General features: G+C 75.0%; 17 protein-coding genes. 9 read left to right on the top strand and 8 right to left on the bottom strand.

Translation table 11 applies throughout. The features are described 5' to 3' along the window. The first annotated feature begins 71 nt into the window (after positions 1-71). Entirely contained in the window at positions 72-503 is a 432-nt protein-coding gene (locus tag ACFV1W_RS26355; protein ID WP_380419712.1) for a YchJ family protein, read from the top strand. 12 nt (positions 504-515) lie between these two features. On the opposite strand, the gene ACFV1W_RS26350 is transcribed toward ACFV1W_RS26355, so the two are convergent. Further along, positions 516-1433: a polysaccharide deacetylase family protein gene (locus tag ACFV1W_RS26350; RefSeq protein ID WP_380419711.1), complete on the bottom strand. Its 918-nt coding sequence runs from the start codon at positions 1431-1433 to the stop codon at positions 516-518. A 197-nt stretch (positions 1434-1630) separates the two neighbouring features. On the opposite strand from ACFV1W_RS26350, the gene ACFV1W_RS26345 reads away from it, so the two are divergent. Continuing rightward, a complete protein-coding gene (locus tag ACFV1W_RS26345) occupies positions 1631-2158 on the top strand; it encodes a GNAT family N-acetyltransferase (protein WP_380419710.1) in 528 nt (175 codons plus the stop codon). 8 nt (positions 2159-2166) lie between these two features. On the opposite strand, the gene ACFV1W_RS26340 is transcribed toward ACFV1W_RS26345, so the two are convergent. Then, positions 2167-3072 (bottom strand): carbohydrate kinase, encoded by a 906-nt coding sequence (locus ACFV1W_RS26340; RefSeq protein WP_380419709.1) that lies wholly within the window; start codon positions 3070-3072, stop codon positions 2167-2169. A 346-nt stretch (positions 3073-3418) separates the two neighbouring features. Here ACFV1W_RS26340 and ACFV1W_RS26335 point away from each other — a divergent pair, with 346 nt between their 5' ends. The 6 genes from ACFV1W_RS26335 to ACFV1W_RS26310 all read left to right on the top strand — a co-directional run bounded on the left by ACFV1W_RS26335 (position 3419) and on the right by ACFV1W_RS26310 (position 9088). Beyond that, complete coding sequence (locus tag ACFV1W_RS26335; RefSeq protein WP_380419708.1) at positions 3419-4951, top strand: M1 family metallopeptidase; 1533 nt, start codon at positions 3419-3421, stop codon at positions 4949-4951. A 727-nt stretch (positions 4952-5678) separates the two neighbouring features. Beyond that, complete coding sequence (locus ACFV1W_RS26330) at positions 5679-5867, top strand: hypothetical protein (RefSeq protein WP_380419707.1); 189 nt, start codon at positions 5679-5681, stop codon at positions 5865-5867. A 47-nt stretch (positions 5868-5914) separates the two neighbouring features. Next, positions 5915-6676: a L,D-transpeptidase family protein gene (locus tag ACFV1W_RS26325; RefSeq protein WP_380419706.1), complete on the top strand. Its 762-nt coding sequence runs from the start codon at positions 5915-5917 to the stop codon at positions 6674-6676. 52 nt (positions 6677-6728) lie between these two features. Beyond that, entirely contained in the window at positions 6729-6962 is a 234-nt protein-coding gene (locus ACFV1W_RS26320; RefSeq protein WP_380419705.1) for a hypothetical protein, read from the top strand. A gap of 309 nt (positions 6963-7271) precedes the next feature. Further along, on the top strand, positions 7272-7502 hold the full coding sequence (locus ACFV1W_RS26315; protein ID WP_380419704.1) for a hypothetical protein: 231 nt from the start codon (positions 7272-7274) through the stop codon (positions 7500-7502). Beyond that, positions 7499-9088 (top strand): alpha/beta fold hydrolase, encoded by a 1590-nt coding sequence (locus tag ACFV1W_RS26310; protein WP_380419703.1) that lies wholly within the window; start codon positions 7499-7501, stop codon positions 9086-9088. Before ACFV1W_RS26315 ends, ACFV1W_RS26310 begins: the two co-directional genes overlap by 4 nt. Positions 9089-9492: 404 nt before the next feature. Here ACFV1W_RS26310 and ACFV1W_RS26305 read toward each other — a convergent pair whose 3' ends face one another. The 5 genes from ACFV1W_RS26305 to ACFV1W_RS26285 form a co-directional block, all read right to left on the bottom strand. Further along, positions 9493-11175, bottom strand: coding sequence for a sigma-70 family RNA polymerase sigma factor (locus ACFV1W_RS26305; RefSeq protein ID WP_380419702.1), 1683 nt, complete (start codon positions 11173-11175; stop codon positions 9493-9495). Between the two features lie 156 nt (positions 11176-11331). Next, positions 11332-12309: a CAP domain-containing protein gene (locus ACFV1W_RS26300; protein ID WP_380419701.1), complete on the bottom strand. Its 978-nt coding sequence runs from the start codon at positions 12307-12309 to the stop codon at positions 11332-11334. Positions 12310-12480: 171 nt separating this feature from the next. Continuing rightward, the gene (locus ACFV1W_RS26295) at positions 12481-12960 is read right to left on the bottom strand and encodes a GNAT family N-acetyltransferase (RefSeq protein WP_380419700.1); all 480 of its coding nucleotides are present in this window, start codon (positions 12958-12960) and stop codon (positions 12481-12483) included. Between the two features lie 439 nt (positions 12961-13399). Beyond that, positions 13400-14791 carry an MFS transporter gene (locus ACFV1W_RS26290; RefSeq protein WP_380419699.1) on the bottom strand — a complete coding sequence of 464 codons (1392 nt, stop codon included), beginning with the start codon at positions 14789-14791 and terminating at the stop codon, positions 13400-13402. Positions 14792-14799: 8 nt separating this feature from the next. Beyond that, the gene (locus tag ACFV1W_RS26285; RefSeq protein ID WP_380419698.1) at positions 14800-15594 is read right to left on the bottom strand and encodes a glycerophosphodiester phosphodiesterase; all 795 of its coding nucleotides are present in this window, start codon (positions 15592-15594) and stop codon (positions 14800-14802) included. A 274-nt stretch (positions 15595-15868) separates the two neighbouring features. On the opposite strand from ACFV1W_RS26285, the gene ACFV1W_RS26280 reads away from it, so the two are divergent. Further along, positions 15869-16474 carry an SGNH/GDSL hydrolase family protein gene (locus tag ACFV1W_RS26280; protein ID WP_380419697.1) on the top strand — a complete coding sequence of 202 codons (606 nt, stop codon included), beginning with the start codon at positions 15869-15871 and terminating at the stop codon, positions 16472-16474. Positions 16475-16523: 49 nt separating this feature from the next. Here the strand turns inward: ACFV1W_RS26280 and ACFV1W_RS26275 are convergent, their stop codons facing one another. Further along, the gene (locus tag ACFV1W_RS26275; protein ID WP_380419696.1) at positions 16524-16802 is read right to left on the bottom strand and encodes a hypothetical protein; all 279 of its coding nucleotides are present in this window, start codon (positions 16800-16802) and stop codon (positions 16524-16526) included. Positions 16803-17614: the final 812 nt, after the last annotated feature.

Genomic DNA, 17614 nt, shown 5'->3' with positions numbered 1-17614 from the left:
CCCCCTCCCGACCGGGGAGGGGGCGGGCGGGCCCGGCACGCGGCCGCCGACCGTGGGGGACAATGGACCGCATGTCCCGACGTCGTTCCGCGCCCCGCCCCGCCGCTCCCCGGCTGCTGCCCTCGTCCCCGTGCCCGTGCGGCCTGCCCGCCACCTACGGCGACTGCTGCGGCCGGCTGCACCGCGGCCAGGCGAAGGCCGCCACCGCCGAGTCGCTGATGCGCTCGCGGTTCAGCGCCTTCGCCGCCCAGGACGAGGCCTACCTGCTGCGCACCTGGCACCCGGACACCCGGCCCGCCGAGGTGGACTTCGACCCGGCGCTGCGCTGGACCCGGCTGGAGGTGGTCTCCACCAGCGAGGGTGGCGCCTTCCACGCCGAGGGCAGCGTCGCCTTCCGGGCGCACTGGACCGAGGGCGGCGAGGAGGGCGTGCTCACCGAGCACAGCCGGTTCGTCCGGCACGAGGGCGCCTGGGTGTACCTCGACGCCCTCTCGCTCGGCTGAGGCGGGCCGCCGCTACAGGTAGTCGTCCAGGCGGCCCAGCGAGAAGCCGGCCGCGGTCACGTCGTTGACCACCCTGCGCAGCAGGTCCGGCATGGTGGCCTTCCAGTCGGCGGTGCCGCGGAAGTGGGTGAGGATGATGTCGCCCGGATGGAGCTTGCGGTCGTCGTAGCGCCACTCCATGTGGTCCGGGAAGGCCTCCTCGTTCCACAGCGGCACCGCCTGCACCCCGCAGGAGGCGGCCGCCCGCAGGGTGTCGTCGTTGTACTCGCCGTACGGCGGCCGGAACAGCCGGGGGCGGACGCCGATCTGCTGCTCCAGCTGGTCCTGCTGGTTGCAGATCTCCTGGCGCTGGGTCTCGTAGTCGAGGACCTTCAGGTTGCGGTGGTTGATGGTGTGGTTGTTGATCTCCACGCCCTGCTTGTGGAGGTCGCGGTAGTAGCCGTAGTTGTCGCGGACGAGGTAGTCGGAGAGGAAGGCGCTGAACGGGATGCCCAGTTCATCGGCCATCCGGGAGAACTCCGGGTCCTTCTCGTAGCCGTCGTCGATGGTCAGGAAGACCACCTTGTCCTGGGTCGGCACCCGGAACACCACGGGCGGGCGGCCGTCCTTCAGCTTGACGCCCTGCACGGGGGTGAGCGCGGGCCTGGTCGCCGGGCGGGGCGGGGCCTTCAGCGGCGGGCGGTCGAGGCCCCAGTGCTGTGCGGTCTGCAGGGCGGCGCGGGCCTCGTCCGCCCGGCGGGCGGCCGCCTGGCCGCTGGCCTCCTCCTCCTGGCGGGCCAGCCCGGGGATCTTCAGCGGCACGGCCCCGGACACTGCGGAGACTCCGCCGGCCGGGGCGGGCTCCGGCTGGGCGGCGGGGGCGGCGCAGCCCGCGACCACGGCGGTGAGGCAGACGGCGGCGAGCAGGCCGGTGCGCTTCTGATCCGCCATCAAACTCCTGCCAGTGCGACAAACTGATGGTCCGTTCATAGCTGCACTGCTCCCCCGCCGCGTGCATCTGTCAATCCCCCCGTCACCCACCCGGGGCAACGGCACCCCGGTCGCCTTGCCGTTCCTTTGCCGAATCCTCCGGAACCGGCGCGAAAAACCCTTTGCGGCCACAGCCCCCGGGAGTGGATCATGCGCGCATGACCGACACCGCGCGCACCCGCTCCGACCTCTGGACCGTCACCACGGCCGACGTGACCTCCCCCGAGGCCGAGGGGCTGCTGCGCGAGTACTACTACGACGTGGCCAACCGCTACTACCGCCTCCACCTGGGCCGGGAGGGCACCCCGGAGCAGTTGGAGGCCGGGCTGGCCGACTCCCCCAGCGACGACCTGGCCGCCCCCACCGGCCTCTTCCTGCTCGGCCGCTACGACGGTGCCGCCCAGTCCTGCGCCGGCCTGCGGCGCCACGACGCCGTCACCGTCGAGCTCACCCGCGTCTTCGTCCGCCCAGGTCTGCGCGGCACCGGCGGCGGAGCCCGGCTGCTCGCGGCCGTCGACGAGGCCGCCCGCGGCATGGGCGCCGAGCGGATCGTGCTCGACACCCGCCTCGACCTGGTCGAGGCCCGCGCCCTGTACCTGCGCAACGGGTACCGGGAGATACCGGCGTACAACAGCGGTCCGTACTCCGAGGTGTGGTACGGCAAGGACCTCGCCTCGGCTGCCTGACCGGTCCGCTACACCGCGTCGGCGTCCGCGCAGCGCGCCAGGGCGTCGGCCAGTTCGGCGGCCGACGGCGGGTTGGCGCCGGGGCGGGAGACGGTCACGGCGGCGGCGGTGACGGCCTGGGTGAGGCAGTCGGCGAGGTCGGCGCCGCAGGCGCGGGCGTGCAGGAAGGCGGCCATGAAGGAGTCTCCGGCGCCGACGGTGTCCGCGACCGGCACCGGGACGGCCGCCACCAGTTCCCGGCGGCCCCCGGCGGTGAGCGCGACGGCGCCCTCCGCGCCGAGGGTGACGGCGACCACGGCGGGGCCGAGGGCGAGCCAGCGCTCGGCGACGGCCTCGACGGGCTCGCCCGGGTAGAGCCAGGCGAGATCCTCGTCGCTCGCCTTCACCAGGTCGCTGAGCGCCACGCAGCGCTCGACCCGGCGGACCGCCTCCGCCCGCTCGCCCATCAGCGCGGGGCGCACGTTCGGGTCGTAGCTGATCTGCGCCCGGCCCCGCCACCGCCGCACCAGGGCCAGCACCGCGGCGGAGCCCGGTTCGGCGACCGCGCCGATCGAGCCGAGGTGGATCGCGGCGGGGGCCTCGGGGAGCTCGGTCGACGGGAGCGTCCAGCCGATGTCGAAGGTGTACCGGGCCCTCCCCTGCCCGTCCAGCCGCACCACCGCCGAGGGCGTCCGCGCCACCTCGGCGGCGCGGACCTCGACCCCGGCCGACTCCAGGTGGTCGCGGATCAGCCGCCCGTTGGCGTCCGGCCCGAGTTCGGTGAGCAGCACGGCCGGGCGGCCCAGCCGGGCCAGCCCGTACGCGAGGTTCGCCGGGCTGCCGCCGGGGTGCACCCGGTCGGGGGCGCCGTCGGTGCGGACGATGTCGGCGACGCACTCGCCGATCACCAGTACGGGTGAAGCGGGGCTGGTCACGGCGGCTCCTGGCATCCGGATCGCGGGCGTCGTCTCGGGCGCCAGCCTAGGGGGTGCGCCCGCGCAGCCGTCAGGGCGCCGGGGATGCGTCGGAGCACAGGAGTACGGCCGCCGGACCTGGCCAGGTTCTCCGACGGCCGTGGCCCCGTCCGTCAGGGGACGAAGCACTTCGAACGTTAGCCCCGGCCCCGGGGACGCCGCCAGCACCGTGGTCCGTACGGGGGACGTCCGCGTGTCGTCACGGTCCGGGCAGGAGCCGACCGGCGGGTTCTGACGGTCCGCTAGGGTCCGTACTCGGTGCGCCGCCCGCACCGCCGCACGGTTCCCGCCCCTCCGTCGTCGAAGTGTGGTGATCGCCCTGTCCAGGCCCCGTGTCGGCCTCGCCCTGGCGCTGGTGCTCAGTGCGGCGCTGCTGTCCGCGAGCGTCCCCTCCGCCACCGCCGCGGGCGGGCTGGGCGATCCGGTCTTCCCCGCGCTCGGCAACACCGGGTACCGCGCGCTCGCCTACGACCTGTCCTTCGAGTACCGGCCCGCCACCCGGACCGTGGACGCCACGGCGGTGATCACCACCCGGCTCTCCCGCACCCTCGGCCGCCTGGAGCTGGACTCGCTCGGGCTGGACGTGCGCGCCGTCCGGGTCGACGGGCGCCCGGCCCGGTTCGCCTCCCACGACGAGAAGCTGACCGTCGTGCCGAACCGCCCACTGCGCCGGGGCGCCACCGCGCGGCTGACCGTCGAGTACACCGCCGACCCGCGCGCCGTGCTGCCGCACACCGGCTGGGTGCCGACCCCCGACGGCTTCGCGGTGGCCGGGCAGCCCGCCAGTGCGCACACCGTCTTCCCCTGCAACGACCACCCCGGCGACAAGGCCCGCTTCACCATCGCGGTGACGGCCCCGGACGCGCTCCTGGGCGTCGCCAACGGGGAGTTGACGCGGACCGAGCGGCTCGGCGACGGCCGCACCACCCGGCGGTACGCCTCCCGCGAGCCGATGGCCACCGAACTCGTCCAGGTGTCGGTCGGCGACTACGCCGTCCGCGAGCGCACCGGCCCTCGCGGGCTGCCGCTGCGCGACGTCGTCCCGACCGCCCGGCTCGCCGAGCTGGCCCCCGCCCTCGACCTCACCGCCGACCAACTCGTCTGGGCCGAGGAGCACTTGGGGCCGTTCCCGTTCGAGTCCTACGGCATCCTGCCGGCCAACACCGACGACCCGGAGGCCTTCGGCTTCACCGGGCTGGAGACCCAGACCCTCACCCTCTACAAGCCCGGCTTCCTGCGCCAGGCCGAGCCGGCGATCGGCTCGCACATGATGCACGAGCTGGTGCACTCCTGGTTCGGCGACAGCGTCTCCCCCGCCACCTGGGCCGACCTGTGGCTCAACGAGGGCCACGCCGACTACTACGGCCTCCTCTACCGCTACGAACGCGGCTGGCCCGACGCCTGGGGCCACACCACCCTGGTCGACCGGATGCGCATGCTGTACGGCCTCGGCGACCAGTGGCGGCACGACGCCGGGCCGGTCGCCTCCCCCAGCGCCGACAACCTCTTCGACAGCCAGCGGTACACCGGCGGCGCGCTGGTGCTGTTCGCGCTGCGGGAGAAGGTCGGGGCGGCGACCTTCGACCGGATCGAACGCACCTTCCTGCGCCAGCACCGCTACGGCAACGCCACCACCCGCGACTACGAGCGCACCGCCTCGGAGGTCTCGGGGCAGGACCTGCGCGGATTCCTGGACGACTGGCTGTACGGGCGGCGCACCCCGCCGATGCCCGGCCACCCGGACTGGACGGTCGCGCCGGTGGCTCCGGTGGCGGACGCCCCGGCCGCCGGCGCACGGGCGGGGGGATACGGCGCGGCGGAGGGATCGGGGACGGTCTGACGCGCTTCGCGGGATCTGATCGACTTTCGGACGCTCTGCCGCGATTCGCCCGCCCGATCGCGCCGCGTTGCAACCCCGGGCGCCCCCGTGCGCCCCTGGCCGTGCCCGGTCCGGCGGGCCATGGTGGTCCCCACGGCCCGCGTGCCGCCCGGCCTGGCCCCGGCCGGCACGCGGGCCGTCCAACGCCTCCGGCGGGCCTTCGACGGCCTGGCGCGGGGCCGGGTGGGAATTCCCCGGCCCGACAGTCAGCCCACCGCGCCCCCCACCGCGTTCAGCAGCCGTGAGCACGAAACCCACGACGACGCGGCCCCTCCGGCCGCCAGGGCCGCCGGAGACGGTGCGGACACCATGGCGGGAACGGCGGCACGACGAGGGACGCGACACCGGACTTCGCGGAGTTCGTCGCCGCCTGGCGCTCCCGAACCGCTGCGCACGGCCTAACTGCTGACCGGCGACCCGCACCAGGCCGAGGACCTGCTGCAGACCGCGCTCGCCAAGGTCTGGCCGCGCCGGGAGCGGATCGCCCACGACCGGCCCTAGGCCTACCGGGTGGAGCGGGTGCTCGCCCGGGCCGCCCGGAGCAGGCGGCGACGGCGGACCGCCGGGCTCGGGCTCGGCCTGGCCGTGCGTACCGATCGCGCCGCTGACCGCGGACCGGGTCCTGCTCACCCTGCGGCTGATCGACGCGCCGGATTCGACCGGGCAGCCCGACGGGGAGACCATGGGCATGGCGGACATCGCGGTCGACAAGGACTGCTCCGGCTACGACGGCGGCCGGGAGCTGGTCGGCCGCCGAAGCACCGCCCTCGGGAAGGCCGTGACGGTCGAACTGACCGCCTGCGCGCGGGAGCCGTCGGACCGGACGCTGCAGCAGGTGCAACAGCCGCTCGACCCGCTCCGGGCCGCTGACCGCTGACCCTCCGCCCGTTCCACGACTCCACCTGTCAACGAAACGGAACCGCCATGTCCCTGCCCCGTCGTGCCCTCATCGGGTTGGCACTGCTCCTGGCGGGCTGCGCACCCGAGGGCTCCTCCGGGCCGTCCGCCGCAGTCGTCCTCTCCCCCGCCGACGGCCCGGCCGTCCCTTTCGACCAGCCGTCCGCCGCCTCCGCCGCGCGGCCCGACCCGCCCGAGCTTCCGAGCCGACTGCCGGGCGTCGGCGAGCGGTTGGGCAGTGCCGTCCCGGCCGGGACGCGGCAGGTGCTGGTGGTCAGCGGGGACGGGCCCGACGCCTCCACCGGCCAGGCCGTCCTCTACCGCGACGACGGCGACGGCTGGCTCGCCGGGCCGACCTGGCCGACCCGCAACGCCCTGCGGGGCTGGACCGCCGACCACCGCCGGAACGACCTGCGCTCCCCCATCGGGGTGTTCACCCTCAGCGACGCGGGCGGCCTCCTGCCCGACCCGGGCAGCCGCCTGCCGTACAGCCGCTCCGACGACTTCGCGGTCTCGGGCACCGGCTTCGAGGGCGAGCCGCTGGAAGGGTCCTTCGACTACGTGATCGCCATCGACTACAACCGTGTCCCCGGCTCCACTCCGCTCGACCCGCGCCGCCCGCTCGGCGATCGGTACGGCAGCGGGATCTGGCTGCACGTCGACCACGGCGGCCCGACGCACGGCTGCGTGAGCATGAGCGCGGACCGGATGCGGGAGCTGCTGCTCGCCCTGGACCCGGCCCTGCGCCCGGTGGTGGTGATGGGCGACGCCGGGACGCTGGCGCGCTGAGGGAAGCGGCCGGAACCCGTAACCCTTGCGGCGCGCGGTCGTTGGACCGGCCATGAAGAAGCGCAGCATGCTCGCCGTCGCCTCGCTCGCGGTCGGCTTCGTGGCCTCCCTCACCGCCCCGAGTGCGCACGCCAGTGCCGTCGGCGGCCAGGAGGGGCTGCCCGGTGGGCTGCCCGGCGCGGGCGCCGCCCCCGGCCAGGTCGGGGACGCGGGCGGCGTGGTCGGCCGGCCCACCGGGTTCGTGACCGGCACGGCGGACGGCCTGATCCCGGTCACGGCCGCGTAGGTCCGCGTCCCGCCCTCATCCCGAGCTCCGGCTCCTCCGTGTGGAGCCCACGAGTGGTGGACGTCCCCCCGTAGACCCAGGCTGGGCTACGCGATCCCCGTGCGAACCGTGCGGCGGTTGCCGGATCCACGCGGCGCCGCCCTTCCGGGGACCTGAGAGAGACGGGGCCTCATGCTGGGACAGGGCGACATCCCGGGCGACCCGCCGTCCGTCCACGGGACCGGCGGCCCCGGAAGAATACGGACGCGACACCGGTCCGGACGGCGGCGTCCCCGGGGCGCACGGACCGCTCCTGAGGGGATCCGCTCGGTGGCGATCGACTCGGTCGTGCCCCCGGACACGCCGGACACGCCGACCGAGCAGACCGGACGGCTGGAGGCGCACCCGCTGCGGCTGACGGTGCGGCCGCCGTCGGGCGGGGCCCCGGTGGAAGCCGTCCTGGCCTCCTTCCTGGCGGACCCGGTGGCGCCGGACACCTCCTGCGCGGCCGCGCTCGCCCCGCGACCGCTCACCGTCAGGCCTGCTCCGGAGTCCGCATGAGCACCCACCGGCCTGCCCGTCACCGGCCCGTCGCGCGACGGCTCCTGACCACCCTGGCCGGGGCCACGGCCGGCGTCCTCGTCACCGGCCTCGCCGCGGTGCCCGCCCGCGCCGGGTCCGGCGGCGGAGAGCTCCTCGGCACGGCCGCCCGGACGGTGGGCCACGCCCGCTACCGGCCGGGCCCCTGCCCGAGGACGGCCGACCCGGCCCCCGGGCTGAACGGAGCCCACTGCGGAACGCTCACCGTGCCCGAGGACCGGAAGCGACCCGACGGACGGAGGATCGCCCTCGGGGTCGCGGTGGTGCCGGCCGCGCACCGGGCGGCCGACGACCCGATCGTGTGGCTCGCCGGCGGCCCCGGCGACGACGCGGTCTCCGAGATCCAGCTCGCTCTCAACGGCGGCCTGAACCGCGACCGGGACGTGATCTTCATGTCCCAGCGCGGGACGTACTCCGCCGACCCGGCGCTCACCTGCCCCGACATCGACGAGTCCAACGCACGCGCCGTCGGCCTCGTCCAGGACGCGCGGTCCACCGGACGCCGGCACGTCGAGGCCACGCGGGCCTGCCGCGACGAGCTGGAGGGCCGCGGGGCCGACCTCGCCGCGTACGACGGCACCGAGAGCGCCGCCGACTACGCGGACCTGCGCCTGGCGCTGGGCGTCGACCGGTGGAACGTGTTCGGCATCTCCTACGGCACCGACCTGGCCCTGCTCTACATGCGTCTGCATCCGGAGGGCATCCGGTCGGTCGGCATCGACGGCGTGCTGCCGCCGTCCCTGGCGGGTGGGGCCGTGACCTGGAAGGCCGCCCGCGAGGGTTTCGACGGCCTGTTCGCAGCCTGCGCGGCGCAGGCCGCCTGCAACGCCCGTTACCCGGATCTGAAGGGCACCTTCGAGCGCCTCGTCAGCCGGCTGGAGGCCGAGCCGGTCACCACCACCGTCCCCGTTCCGGGCCGCCCGGAGCCGGTCGAGGTCGTGCTGGACGGCGGAGCCCTGGTGGGCTGGCTGGTCTCCGCCACCCACGTGGCGGCCGGAGTGCCCCGCTCCATCGACGAGTTGGCCCACGGCAAGCCGCAGCGGGTCGCCGAGCAGTGGGCGGGCGGCAAGCTCAGCCCGCAGGCCGTCGGGAGGATGTCCCACGGCCTCGCGTACGGCGTCTTCTGCCGCGAGTGGACGCCGTTCGAGAGCCGGGCCGACGTGGTCCGGGCCGGGCACCGCGCGTTCCCGTCCTTCCCCCGGTCGGTGCTGGCCAACGCCCCGATGCTCCCCCTCCTCCACGCGGACTGCCGGGCTTGGGACGTACCGGCGGCGAACGACTCGGTCCGGGACGTGACGCGCAGCGACATCCCGGCCCTCGTGCTGTCCGGCGGGTTCGACGCCCAGACCGCGCCGAGCAACGGGGCGTACGCCGCCCGTACGCTGAGCCGGTCCACGGAGCTGACGATCCCTTACGCCGCCCACGTGGTCTTCGCCGACTCCCCGTGCGCGCAGTCGATCACGCGCTCGTTCTTCAGCACCCCGACCGCTCCGGACAAGGGCTGCCTCGCGGGCCTCAAGCCGCCCGCGTTCGAGATCGCGCCGTGAGATGGGCGTCCTCGGCAGGCTGCGTAGCAACCGCTTCGCCCTCGCCGTCCCGCTCCTGGTCCTCGCCTGCGGGAGGGGCGTCGCGCTCTGCCTCGACGAGCGCGAGACCCGGCAGCAGAGCCGGGCTCGCGCCGCCGGACGCCCCCGAGTGGGCCGAACTCAACGTAGCCTCCCAGGACTTCGGCCCGGCACCGCGTAGCTGGCGCTGTTCGTCGTGCCCGTTCCGCACGGCGGCCCGGCCGAGGGCGCCGGGCCGTCCGCCTTCACCCGCGAGGCGGGGAGCGCGGTCGGCGGGATCACCAGGACGGTGCCGCGGACGGCGCACGGGAAAGGCGCGCCGCCGCCCGCCGCCGGGGCCGGTGCCGGACGGCGGACGGCGGACGGCGGACGGCGGGCTCGGCTCGTCAGGACATCGGGGCGCCGAGGTCCAGGGCCCACAGAGCGCCCGCCGGGCCGGCGGCGGTGCCGACACCGATGTCCTTGAAGCCGCAGTCGAGCATGTTGGACTGGTGGATGCCCCCGTCCATCCAGCGGGCGAAGACGGCCGCCGGCGTGGTCGGGCCCCGGTCGAGGTTCTCGCCCCACTGGGACCAGCGGTAGCCGGCCGCGGTGATCCGGGCGTCCGGGCGGACGCCGTCCGGGTTGACGTGGTCGAAGAAGCCGCGGGCGGCCATGTCGTCGGCGTGCTTCTGGGCGGAGCTGTGCAGCCGCGGGTCGATCCGCAGCGGGCCGCAACCCACCTTGGCGCGTTCGGCGTTGACCAGGTCCGCCAGCTGCCGCTCCGGGTTCGGCGGCGGCGCGGCGGTGGCCGACCGGGCCGCGGTCGGCGTGGGCGTGGGCGTCGCCGTCGGAGTCTCGGTGGGCGTCGGCGTCGGCGTCGGGGTGGGCGTGGGAGTGGCCGCCGGGGTCGCGAGCAGGACCGCCGGGGTGTCCATCGCGGCGGCCGTGGTGCTGGGTTCGGCTGCGGCCGCGCCCGGCGGCTCGCTGTGGTTCGGCCAGACCAGCGCCAGGGTGGTGACCGCGACCGCGGCGGCCGCACCGCTCGCCAGGACGGCCTTGCGGGCGGCGGTGCCGGCCCAACCGCCGTGCGCACCGGAGCCGGTGGCCGTACCGGTGGCCGTGCCCGAACCCCCGCCCGCCGTACCCGAACCCACGCCCGCCGCGCCCGCGGCGGAGTGCCCGGCGGTCGCGGCGGTGGCGGAGTGCCCGGCGGTCGCGCCCGCGGCGGAGTGCCCGGCGCCCGCGGCGTTGGCGGAGTGCCCGACGGTCGCGGCGTTGGCCGCGGTGTGCTGGAGGTGCAGCAGGGTGGGCGAGGCCGAGGGGAGCGGGACCATGGCGAGGCCGGCCAGCAGGCCCTCGGCGGGGAAGAGGTCGCGGCCGAGGCCGTCGCAGTCGGCGCAGCCGCGGATGTGCCGGGCGATCCGCTTGCGCCAGACGGAGTTCGGGGTGCCGTCGAACCCGACGGTGATCTCGGCGAGTTGGGGGCAGCGCGGGTAGGCGCCGAGGGCGCGGACCACGACCCGGCCGGCCTCCAGCTGCTTCTTCATCCGCTGGACCCGGACGGCGGTGTGCTGCGGGCTCAGGTCCAGGGCCTCGGCCAGCTCGGCGCGGGAGAGTTCACCGCTCGCCTCCAGCCACCACAGGGCGAGCAGCTCGCGGTCGTCCGGGTCCAGCCAGCGGGTGGCCTCCGCCACTTCGCGCCGCTGGCCGGACAGGCCGAGCCGCAGGATGGTCAGGTCGGTGAAGTCGGCCCGGGGGTCGGCGACTTCCCAGGTCTCGTCGAGGCCCCCGACGGTGGGCTGCTGCTGTCCGGCGGCATGGCGGCGACGGACCTGGTTCATGGTGATGGCGACCAGCCAGGACCGGAAGGACTCCGGTTCGCGGAGCCCGTCCAGGCCGTCGAGGGCCCGGATCATGGTCTCCTGGGCGACGTCGTCCACGTCGGCGTGGCCACCGAGGGCGCGGCCGGCCACGTTGTAGACGAGCGGCAGCCAGGCGGCGACCAGGGCCTCCTGGGCCTGCCGGTCACCTGCCTGCGCCGCGCGTACCAGGGTCGTCCCGGTCCTGTTCTGCACATCAGCGTTCATGGTCCGCACTCCGTCTTGCCGTGTTTCCGTCCGCCGCTGCCTCCTCGGAGACCTGTGGGGAATGATCAGATAACAACAATGTGCGCGGAATCGGAAAATCGGACTGCCGCTGAGGAGTGGGGCCGGGCCGGCCGGAACACCGTCGTGGTGGTCCGATCAGGCCGGGGCGGCGAACACCTGGGTCCACCACGGACCGTTGGCGCCGGTCCGCACGCCCACCCCGAGCTGAGTGAAGGAGCAGTTCAGGATGTTGGCCCGGTGGCCCGGGCTGTTCATCCAGGCGTCCATCACCGCCGCCGGGTCCTTCTGGCCGCGGGCGATGTTCTCGCCCCAGGTGCTCCAGCGGTAGCCGGTGGCCTCGATCCGGTGGTCGGCGTGGTAGCCCTCGGGGCTGGCGTGGTCGAAGTAGTTGCGGTCGGCCATGTCGTCGCTGTGCGACTGGGCCGCGCTCGCCAGCCGGGGCTCGGCGCTGACCGGGCCGCAACCGGCCTTGGCGCGCTCGCCGTTGACCAGGTCCACGACCTGCTGCGCGTACGAGGCGTTCGGGCCGCCGCCCGCCGGGGCGGCCGGCGGGGCGGCGGTGGCCCGCTGGGCGGCGACCCCGGCGCCGCCGTTCGCGCCCGTACGGGTGGCCGTCGGGCTCGCCTTCGCGGTGGCGGTGGGCCGGGCGCTCGCGGTCGCCGTCGCGGTGGGCGTGGCCGTCGGGGAGGCCGTGGCGGTGGGGGTCGCGGTCGCGGTCGCCGCCGGGCCGGTCGCGGTCGGGCTGCCGGACGGCAGCGTGGCGCCCGAGGGGTCGGCTCCCCCGGCGCCCGGCACCTGGATGCCGTCATGGGTCCCCAGCTCGGCGGCGACCAACGAGTCGGCCGCCGCCGCCTGTCCGGCGAGGTCCCGGTCCGACTGCTTGCCGTCCAACGCCGCGTACCCCGCCCCGGCCAGCGCGGCGAGCAGCCCGGTCCCGGCCACGGCGGCGACGACCGCCGTGACCGGCACGAACCCGCCACGCCTGCGCCCCCGGCGGCCGCGGCCCTGGTGCCGCTGGGCGGCCCGCCGCGCGGCGCGGCCAACCGGGCGGTCGTGGCCGCCGTCCCCGCCGCCGGTCACCGGGCTGATGGTCGTCCTGTCGTCGCTGTTCACGTGGCCACTGCTTTCTGTCCAGGTCGGCTGGTCGGGTGTGCCGACACCTGGGAGACCCCCCGGCGGAGTGCCGATAACAGAAAGTCCGAACGGATGTCCGGCGACTTGGTCACGCGAACCGGTCGTGCGCCCCGGTCGACGTCCCCGAGGGTCCTGAGAGCCTCAGGAACCTCAGGAGCCGGTGGCCTCCGGGGCCATGTCGTAGGTGACGAACATCGTCCGGGTGGCGACCTGGTCGTACTTGCTGCGCGCCCGGTGGTTGTCGTCCGCCGTGATCCACCGCACCGTGTTCCACCCGCGCTCGGCGGCGATCTCCCGCAGCCGGGCCAGCAGTTCGTCCACCGCCCCGCCGCCCCGCACCTCGGGGGCGACGAACAGGTCGTCCAGGAAGCCGCCGACCGCGCCGTGCAGCGGCCGGGAGAACGGCCGGAAGTGCGCCAGCCCGACCGGCGTCCCGGCGGCGTCCCGGGCCAGCAGGCCCTCCAGCTCGTGGGCCGGGTCGTTGAGCCAGGACCACACCAGCTCGGCCTTCTCCTCCGGCATCGGCACCCGGTAGAACGCGCAGTAGCCGCGGAAGAGCTCGCGCCATGCCGGGTAGTCCCCGGCCTCCGGCGCGCTGACGGTCCAACGGTGTACGGCGGTGGTGCTCACTACGGTCTCCTCGGTCGGCCGCTCGGACAGGGAGGCCAGCATGACGCCCCGTCGGCCTCCGGCCGATCTCCACCCCGGCCAACACCAGCCGCCCCGTGCTCCACTCCGGCGGCTACCCGCACACGCCTGCGCGCGGTACCCGGCAGGGTGAAGCGCTTTCCGCCGGCACGGGCTCATCGCCTACCGTGGGCCGACCCGGCGGCCACCGAGCGGAGGTCCCCGGCGGTGGACGAGCCGACGGCGCGGTACCGGGGCTACAGCTGGCAGGACGAGGACGGGGCCCGGCACATCGTTGCGACTCCGAGCTCGCGGCCGCCACCCTGGAGGAGTTCCTCGACGGCATCGGCCGGCTGATCACCGGCCCCTGACCCCGGCCCCTGACCCCGTCCGGCGCCCGCGGCCGGGCGGCGGGGCTGTGCGCCCGGCCGCCGGGGCCGGGTCAGAGCCGCTCGGGCACGGGGTTGCCGACGGCCTCGATGGCGCGGCGCACCGGGACCTTCACCAGCACCGCGAAGCCGATCACGAAGAAGACCAGCAGCGAGATGATCGCCGAGCGGTAGCTGCCGGTCACCTGGTAGGCGAGGCCGAAGACCAGCGGGCCCATCCAACTGGTGCCGCGGTCGCTGACCTTGTAGACGCTGAAGTACTCGGCCTCCCGGCCCGCCGGGATGAGGTGGGAGAACAGCGAGCGGGAGAGCGCCTGGCTGCCGCCGAGCACCAGGCCGATCATGCAGGCCAGGGCGTAGAACCAGACGGGCTGGTGGGCGGGCATGAGGTAGCCGAGGGCCAGCGTGACCACCCAGCCGACCAGCGAGCCGAGGATGGTCCTCTTGGCGCCGTAGCGGCGCGCGATCCGGCCGAGCAGCAGCGCGCCGCCGATCGCCACGATCTGGACCATCAGGACGGCGACGACCAGCGAGCCCTGCTCCATCCCGAGCTCCTCGCTGCCGTACAGCGAGGCCTGCGAGACGACGGTCTGGATGCCGTCGTTGTAGCAGAGGAAGGCGGCCAGGTAGAGCAGGGTGAGCGGGTGCTTGCGCATGCCCTTGAGGGTGCGGCCGAGTTCGCGCAGGCTGCCGGCGGCGGGCTGGTCGGGCGCGGCCTCGGCGCGCTCGCGCACGACGCCGGCCCGGGAGGGCAGCCGAAGCATCGGGACGATCGTGAACAGCGCCCACCACAGGCCGGCCGAGGCCAGGCAGATCCGCACTGCGGTGCCGGAGGACAGGCCGAGCGCGTCGTGGCCCTGGAACAGCGCCAGGTTGGCGACCAGCAGCAGTCCGCCGCCCGCGTAGCCGTAGGCCCAGCCCTTGGAGGAGACCGCGTCGCGCTCGTCGGGGGCGGCCAGGCCCGGAAGGTAGGCGTAGGAGAGCGCCACGGACACCGCGTACGCGATGTTGGCGACCACCAGCAGCGCGCCGCCGAGCAGGTAGCGGTCGCCGTGCAGGAGGAACAATCCCATGGTGGCGAGCGCGCCGACGTAGGCGAAACCGCACATCAGCTCCTTGTGCCGCCCGGTGCGGTCGGCGACCGTGCCGGTCAGCAGCATCACCGCGACCGAGATCAGCACCGAGAAGGAGACCGTGTACGGGAAGAACGATCCTGCACGGATCGTCAGGCCCAGCGGGTGCACGTCGCCGGACGCGTCCGCGGCGTTCTTCGCCACCTCGGTGAGGTACGGCCCGAGGAACACCGTCAGGACGGTGGCCGAGAAGGCGGCGTTGGCCCAGTCGTTGATGTACCAGCCGAACTGCATCCGGCGCAGGTCCCGGCCTTCGCCGGCGGACACCGGAGGCGACGAGACGTCGTCCGGCAAGTGGTCCGTGGTGCTCATGGGGGCTCCTAAATCACCGTGCTGGAGCCGGTGCTGCCGTCCGTCCAGCAGCCGCGCTCGCCGAGGACGTCCCGCAGGACGTCGATGCGATCCGCCATGATGCCATCCACACCCAGGTCGAGGAGAGCCCTGATCCGTGTGGGATCGTCCACAGTCCACACGTGGACCTGCAGCCCGAGCCGGTGGGCGGCCCGGACGAAGGCCCGGTCGACCACCCGCACCCCCTTGTGCCGCTCCGGCACCTGCGCGCACACCCCGGCGAACGGCGCCCCGCGCCCGGGCAGGAGCGGACCGGCCAGCGAGCGCAGCCGCAACCGGGCCACCTCGCGAGGGCCGAGCGAGGTCGCCAGCCGGGGACCGGCGGCGGCGCGGACGGCGGCGAGGCGGCTGTCGGAGAAGCCGCCGACGCAGACCCGGTCCCAGGCGCCGGTCCGGCGGATCGCCTCGACCAGCGGCCCGACGGCCGGCGCCGCCTTCACGTCCACGTTGAACCGGACCCCGGGGAACGCGCCGAGCAGGTCCTCCAGCAGTGGCACCGGCTCCGCACCCCCGATCCGGGCCCGCCGGACCTCCTCCCACCGCAGCTCGGCCACCGCTCCGCGACGGTCGGTCACCCGGTCCAGCCGGGAGTCGTGGAAGGCCACCAGCACGCCGTCCGCGGTGGCGTGCACGTCCGTCTCCAGGTACCGGTACCCGAGCGCCACGGCGGCTTCGAACGCGGCCAGCGAGTTCTCCGGATGCCCGAGCTCACCGCCGCGGTGCGCGAAGGCCAGCGGCCCCGGGTGGTCGAGGAAGGGGTGCATGTGGTGCTCCGAGCTGCAGGGCGAGTACGCGGGCGCGACCGGCTTCCGACGGCGCCCCGGCCGCCGCGTTACAGTATTACGTACCCTGTCAAGCAGTAACGCCCGTGAGCGGTACGGCCTTCGAAGGGCGGCCGTCGAGGGGCCACCAGCGGCTTCTCCTCCTGGCACGGCATGCCGGTGCCCCGGTGAGCGGCTACCGGCCAGGTGCGCTTTAAGATCACTTCCCCGAGCGTCGAGGCAGCAAGCTGCAAGCACTTTCAAGGGGGAAACGTCCGTGGTCGAGCTCTCCGGCAACCCGATGACCTGGGTGATGGCCGGGGACAGCATCACCCAAGCCGTCTACCACACCCACGGCGCGCGCGGCTGGGTCGAGCACGTGCGGGAACGGGTCTGCTGGCAGTTGGACCGGCTGACGGACATCGTCGTCAACACGGGCGTCTCCGCCTGGCGGGCCACCGACGTGCTCGCGGCGTACGACTTCGTCATCGGCCGGTTCGCACCGGACGTGCTGTCGCTGTCGCTCGGCACCAACGACGCGCGCGCCGGGCTGGAGGGGCTCGCGGAATACCGCGATGCCATGCGCGAGATCATCCGCCGGTCCGCCGGTGCGCAGATCGTGCTGCACACGCCCGTCGTGGTCAGCCACGCCGGACGCGCCCCCCGCGCCGAGATGCCCGCGTACTGCCAGGCCGTCCGGGAACTCGCCGCCGAGACCGGCGCGCTGCTCGTCGACCACGAGGCGCACTGGCTCGCCGCCTTCCCCGACGGCGAGGCGATCCCGTGGCTGGACGACCCCGCCCACCCCAACGCCGTCGGCCACCTCCAGCTGGCCAACCACACCCTCCGCACCCTGGGCCTGGGCGAGCTCACCGAGCTCTGACGGGAGGTGCCCGGTGGCGCGACTGCCCGCGCCACCGGGCACCCGCACATCACCGGCCGGCGCGGCACAGGTCGTAGAGGTAGGACCGGCCGGCCTTCCAACTGCGCCACGGGCCGAGCGGCGGAAACCCACCCCGACCGGAACTGCCGTCCAGCGGCCACCCGTTGGGGGTCCCGTCGGCACCGACGGTGCACCAGCCCCGCCCGGGCAGCCACCGGCACCACACGTCGAGGTCCACCCGCTTGAACGACGGTCTGCCGTTGAACTCGCCGTCCTGGTGGTACCGGTAGACCAGACCGTCCACCCGGCGAACGAACTCGATCGCCACGGCGACTCCCCCTCCGCGCTCCGGCAGGATCAACACCCGGGCGGCCCAGCCTACTTCGCCGTGGCAGGGGCTGGACGCGCCGGGCCGTGGCACGGAGATCACCCGTCGCCAGGGAACCCTCGCAGGCGACCTGCGAGGTGCGCACGTCGCCCCGGAGCGGGCAGGCCACGGGTCGTGCACGTCCGCCGCCGCAGTGGACGCACCCGGCGGCACCTCCGGGCGCGGGGCGGAAGCGGAGGCCCGGCCACAGCGGGCGCACGCGGCCGCGAAGGGATACGGGCGGGCACGGCGGGCGCCTGCGGCCACCCCGGATCCGGATGAGCGCCGGGCCCGCGGAGCCGGCCGCTCCGGGCCCGCGCGTCCGCCGCCGCAGCGGGCGCAGACGGCGGCGTCAGGGTGTGGATGCCGGGGCGGCAGGGCAGACGCCGGATCGCCGATGCGGGCTCCTGCGGGCTCTCGGGACGCGCGGCGGGCTCCGGGCACCGCGCGGTGCGGGACGAGGTTGGTGGAACCGGTACGGACCGGGCGCCGCCGCCCGGGTGCGGGCTGGTGCCCGGGCGCCGATGCTGGGGTTGGAGGTGTGGGCGGATGGGGCTGTGGCGGTTGGCGGTGGTGTCGCGGGAGGTGGCGGCGGAGCCCGGGCGGCGGGCGAAGGTGGGGTTGTTGGCGGGGTGCCTGCGGGAGTTGGGGGCGGAGGACGTGAACCGCTCGACGGTGGTCATCACCCGGCAGCAACTCATCGACTGGATCGGCGACCAGCCGGGCGACGGCGCCGTCCACGAGATCCTGCCGGATCTCCAGGACATGGCGGA

This window comes from Kitasatospora sp. NPDC059648 (assembly GCF_042734825.1).
In the GTDB taxonomy this organism is placed as follows: Bacteria; Actinomycetota; Actinomycetes; order Streptomycetales; family Streptomycetaceae; genus Kitasatospora.
The sequence above is the reverse complement of the archived record's forward strand: the minus strand, read 5'-3'. Positions and strand labels throughout refer to the sequence as shown.

What these genes read in the sequence shown, in the direction of transcription:
- ACFV1W_RS26355 (WP_380419712.1), top strand. Translation starts at nt 72, where the DNA reads ATGTCCCGACGTCGTTCCGCGCCCCGCCCCGCCGCTCCCCGGCTGCTG.
- ACFV1W_RS26350 (WP_380419711.1), bottom strand. Translation starts at nt 1,433, where the DNA reads ATGGCGGATCAGAAGCGCACCGGCCTGCTCGCCGCCGTCTGCCTCACC.
- ACFV1W_RS26345 (WP_380419710.1), top strand. Translation starts at nt 1,631, where the DNA reads ATGACCGACACCGCGCGCACCCGCTCCGACCTCTGGACCGTCACCACG.
- ACFV1W_RS26330 (WP_380419707.1), top strand. Translation starts at nt 5,679, where the DNA reads ATGGCGGACATCGCGGTCGACAAGGACTGCTCCGGCTACGACGGCGGC.
- ACFV1W_RS26325 (WP_380419706.1), top strand. Translation starts at nt 5,915, where the DNA reads ATGTCCCTGCCCCGTCGTGCCCTCATCGGGTTGGCACTGCTCCTGGCG.
- ACFV1W_RS26320 (WP_380419705.1), top strand. Translation starts at nt 6,729, where the DNA reads ATGAAGAAGCGCAGCATGCTCGCCGTCGCCTCGCTCGCGGTCGGCTTC.
- ACFV1W_RS26310 (WP_380419703.1), top strand. Translation starts at nt 7,499, where the DNA reads ATGAGCACCCACCGGCCTGCCCGTCACCGGCCCGTCGCGCGACGGCTC.
- ACFV1W_RS26305 (WP_380419702.1), bottom strand. Translation starts at nt 11,175, where the DNA reads ATGAACGCTGATGTGCAGAACAGGACCGGGACGACCCTGGTACGCGCG.
- ACFV1W_RS26290 (WP_380419699.1), bottom strand. Translation starts at nt 14,791, where the DNA reads ATGAGCACCACGGACCACTTGCCGGACGACGTCTCGTCGCCTCCGGTG.
- ACFV1W_RS26285 (WP_380419698.1), bottom strand. Translation starts at nt 15,594, where the DNA reads ATGCACCCCTTCCTCGACCACCCGGGGCCGCTGGCCTTCGCGCACCGC.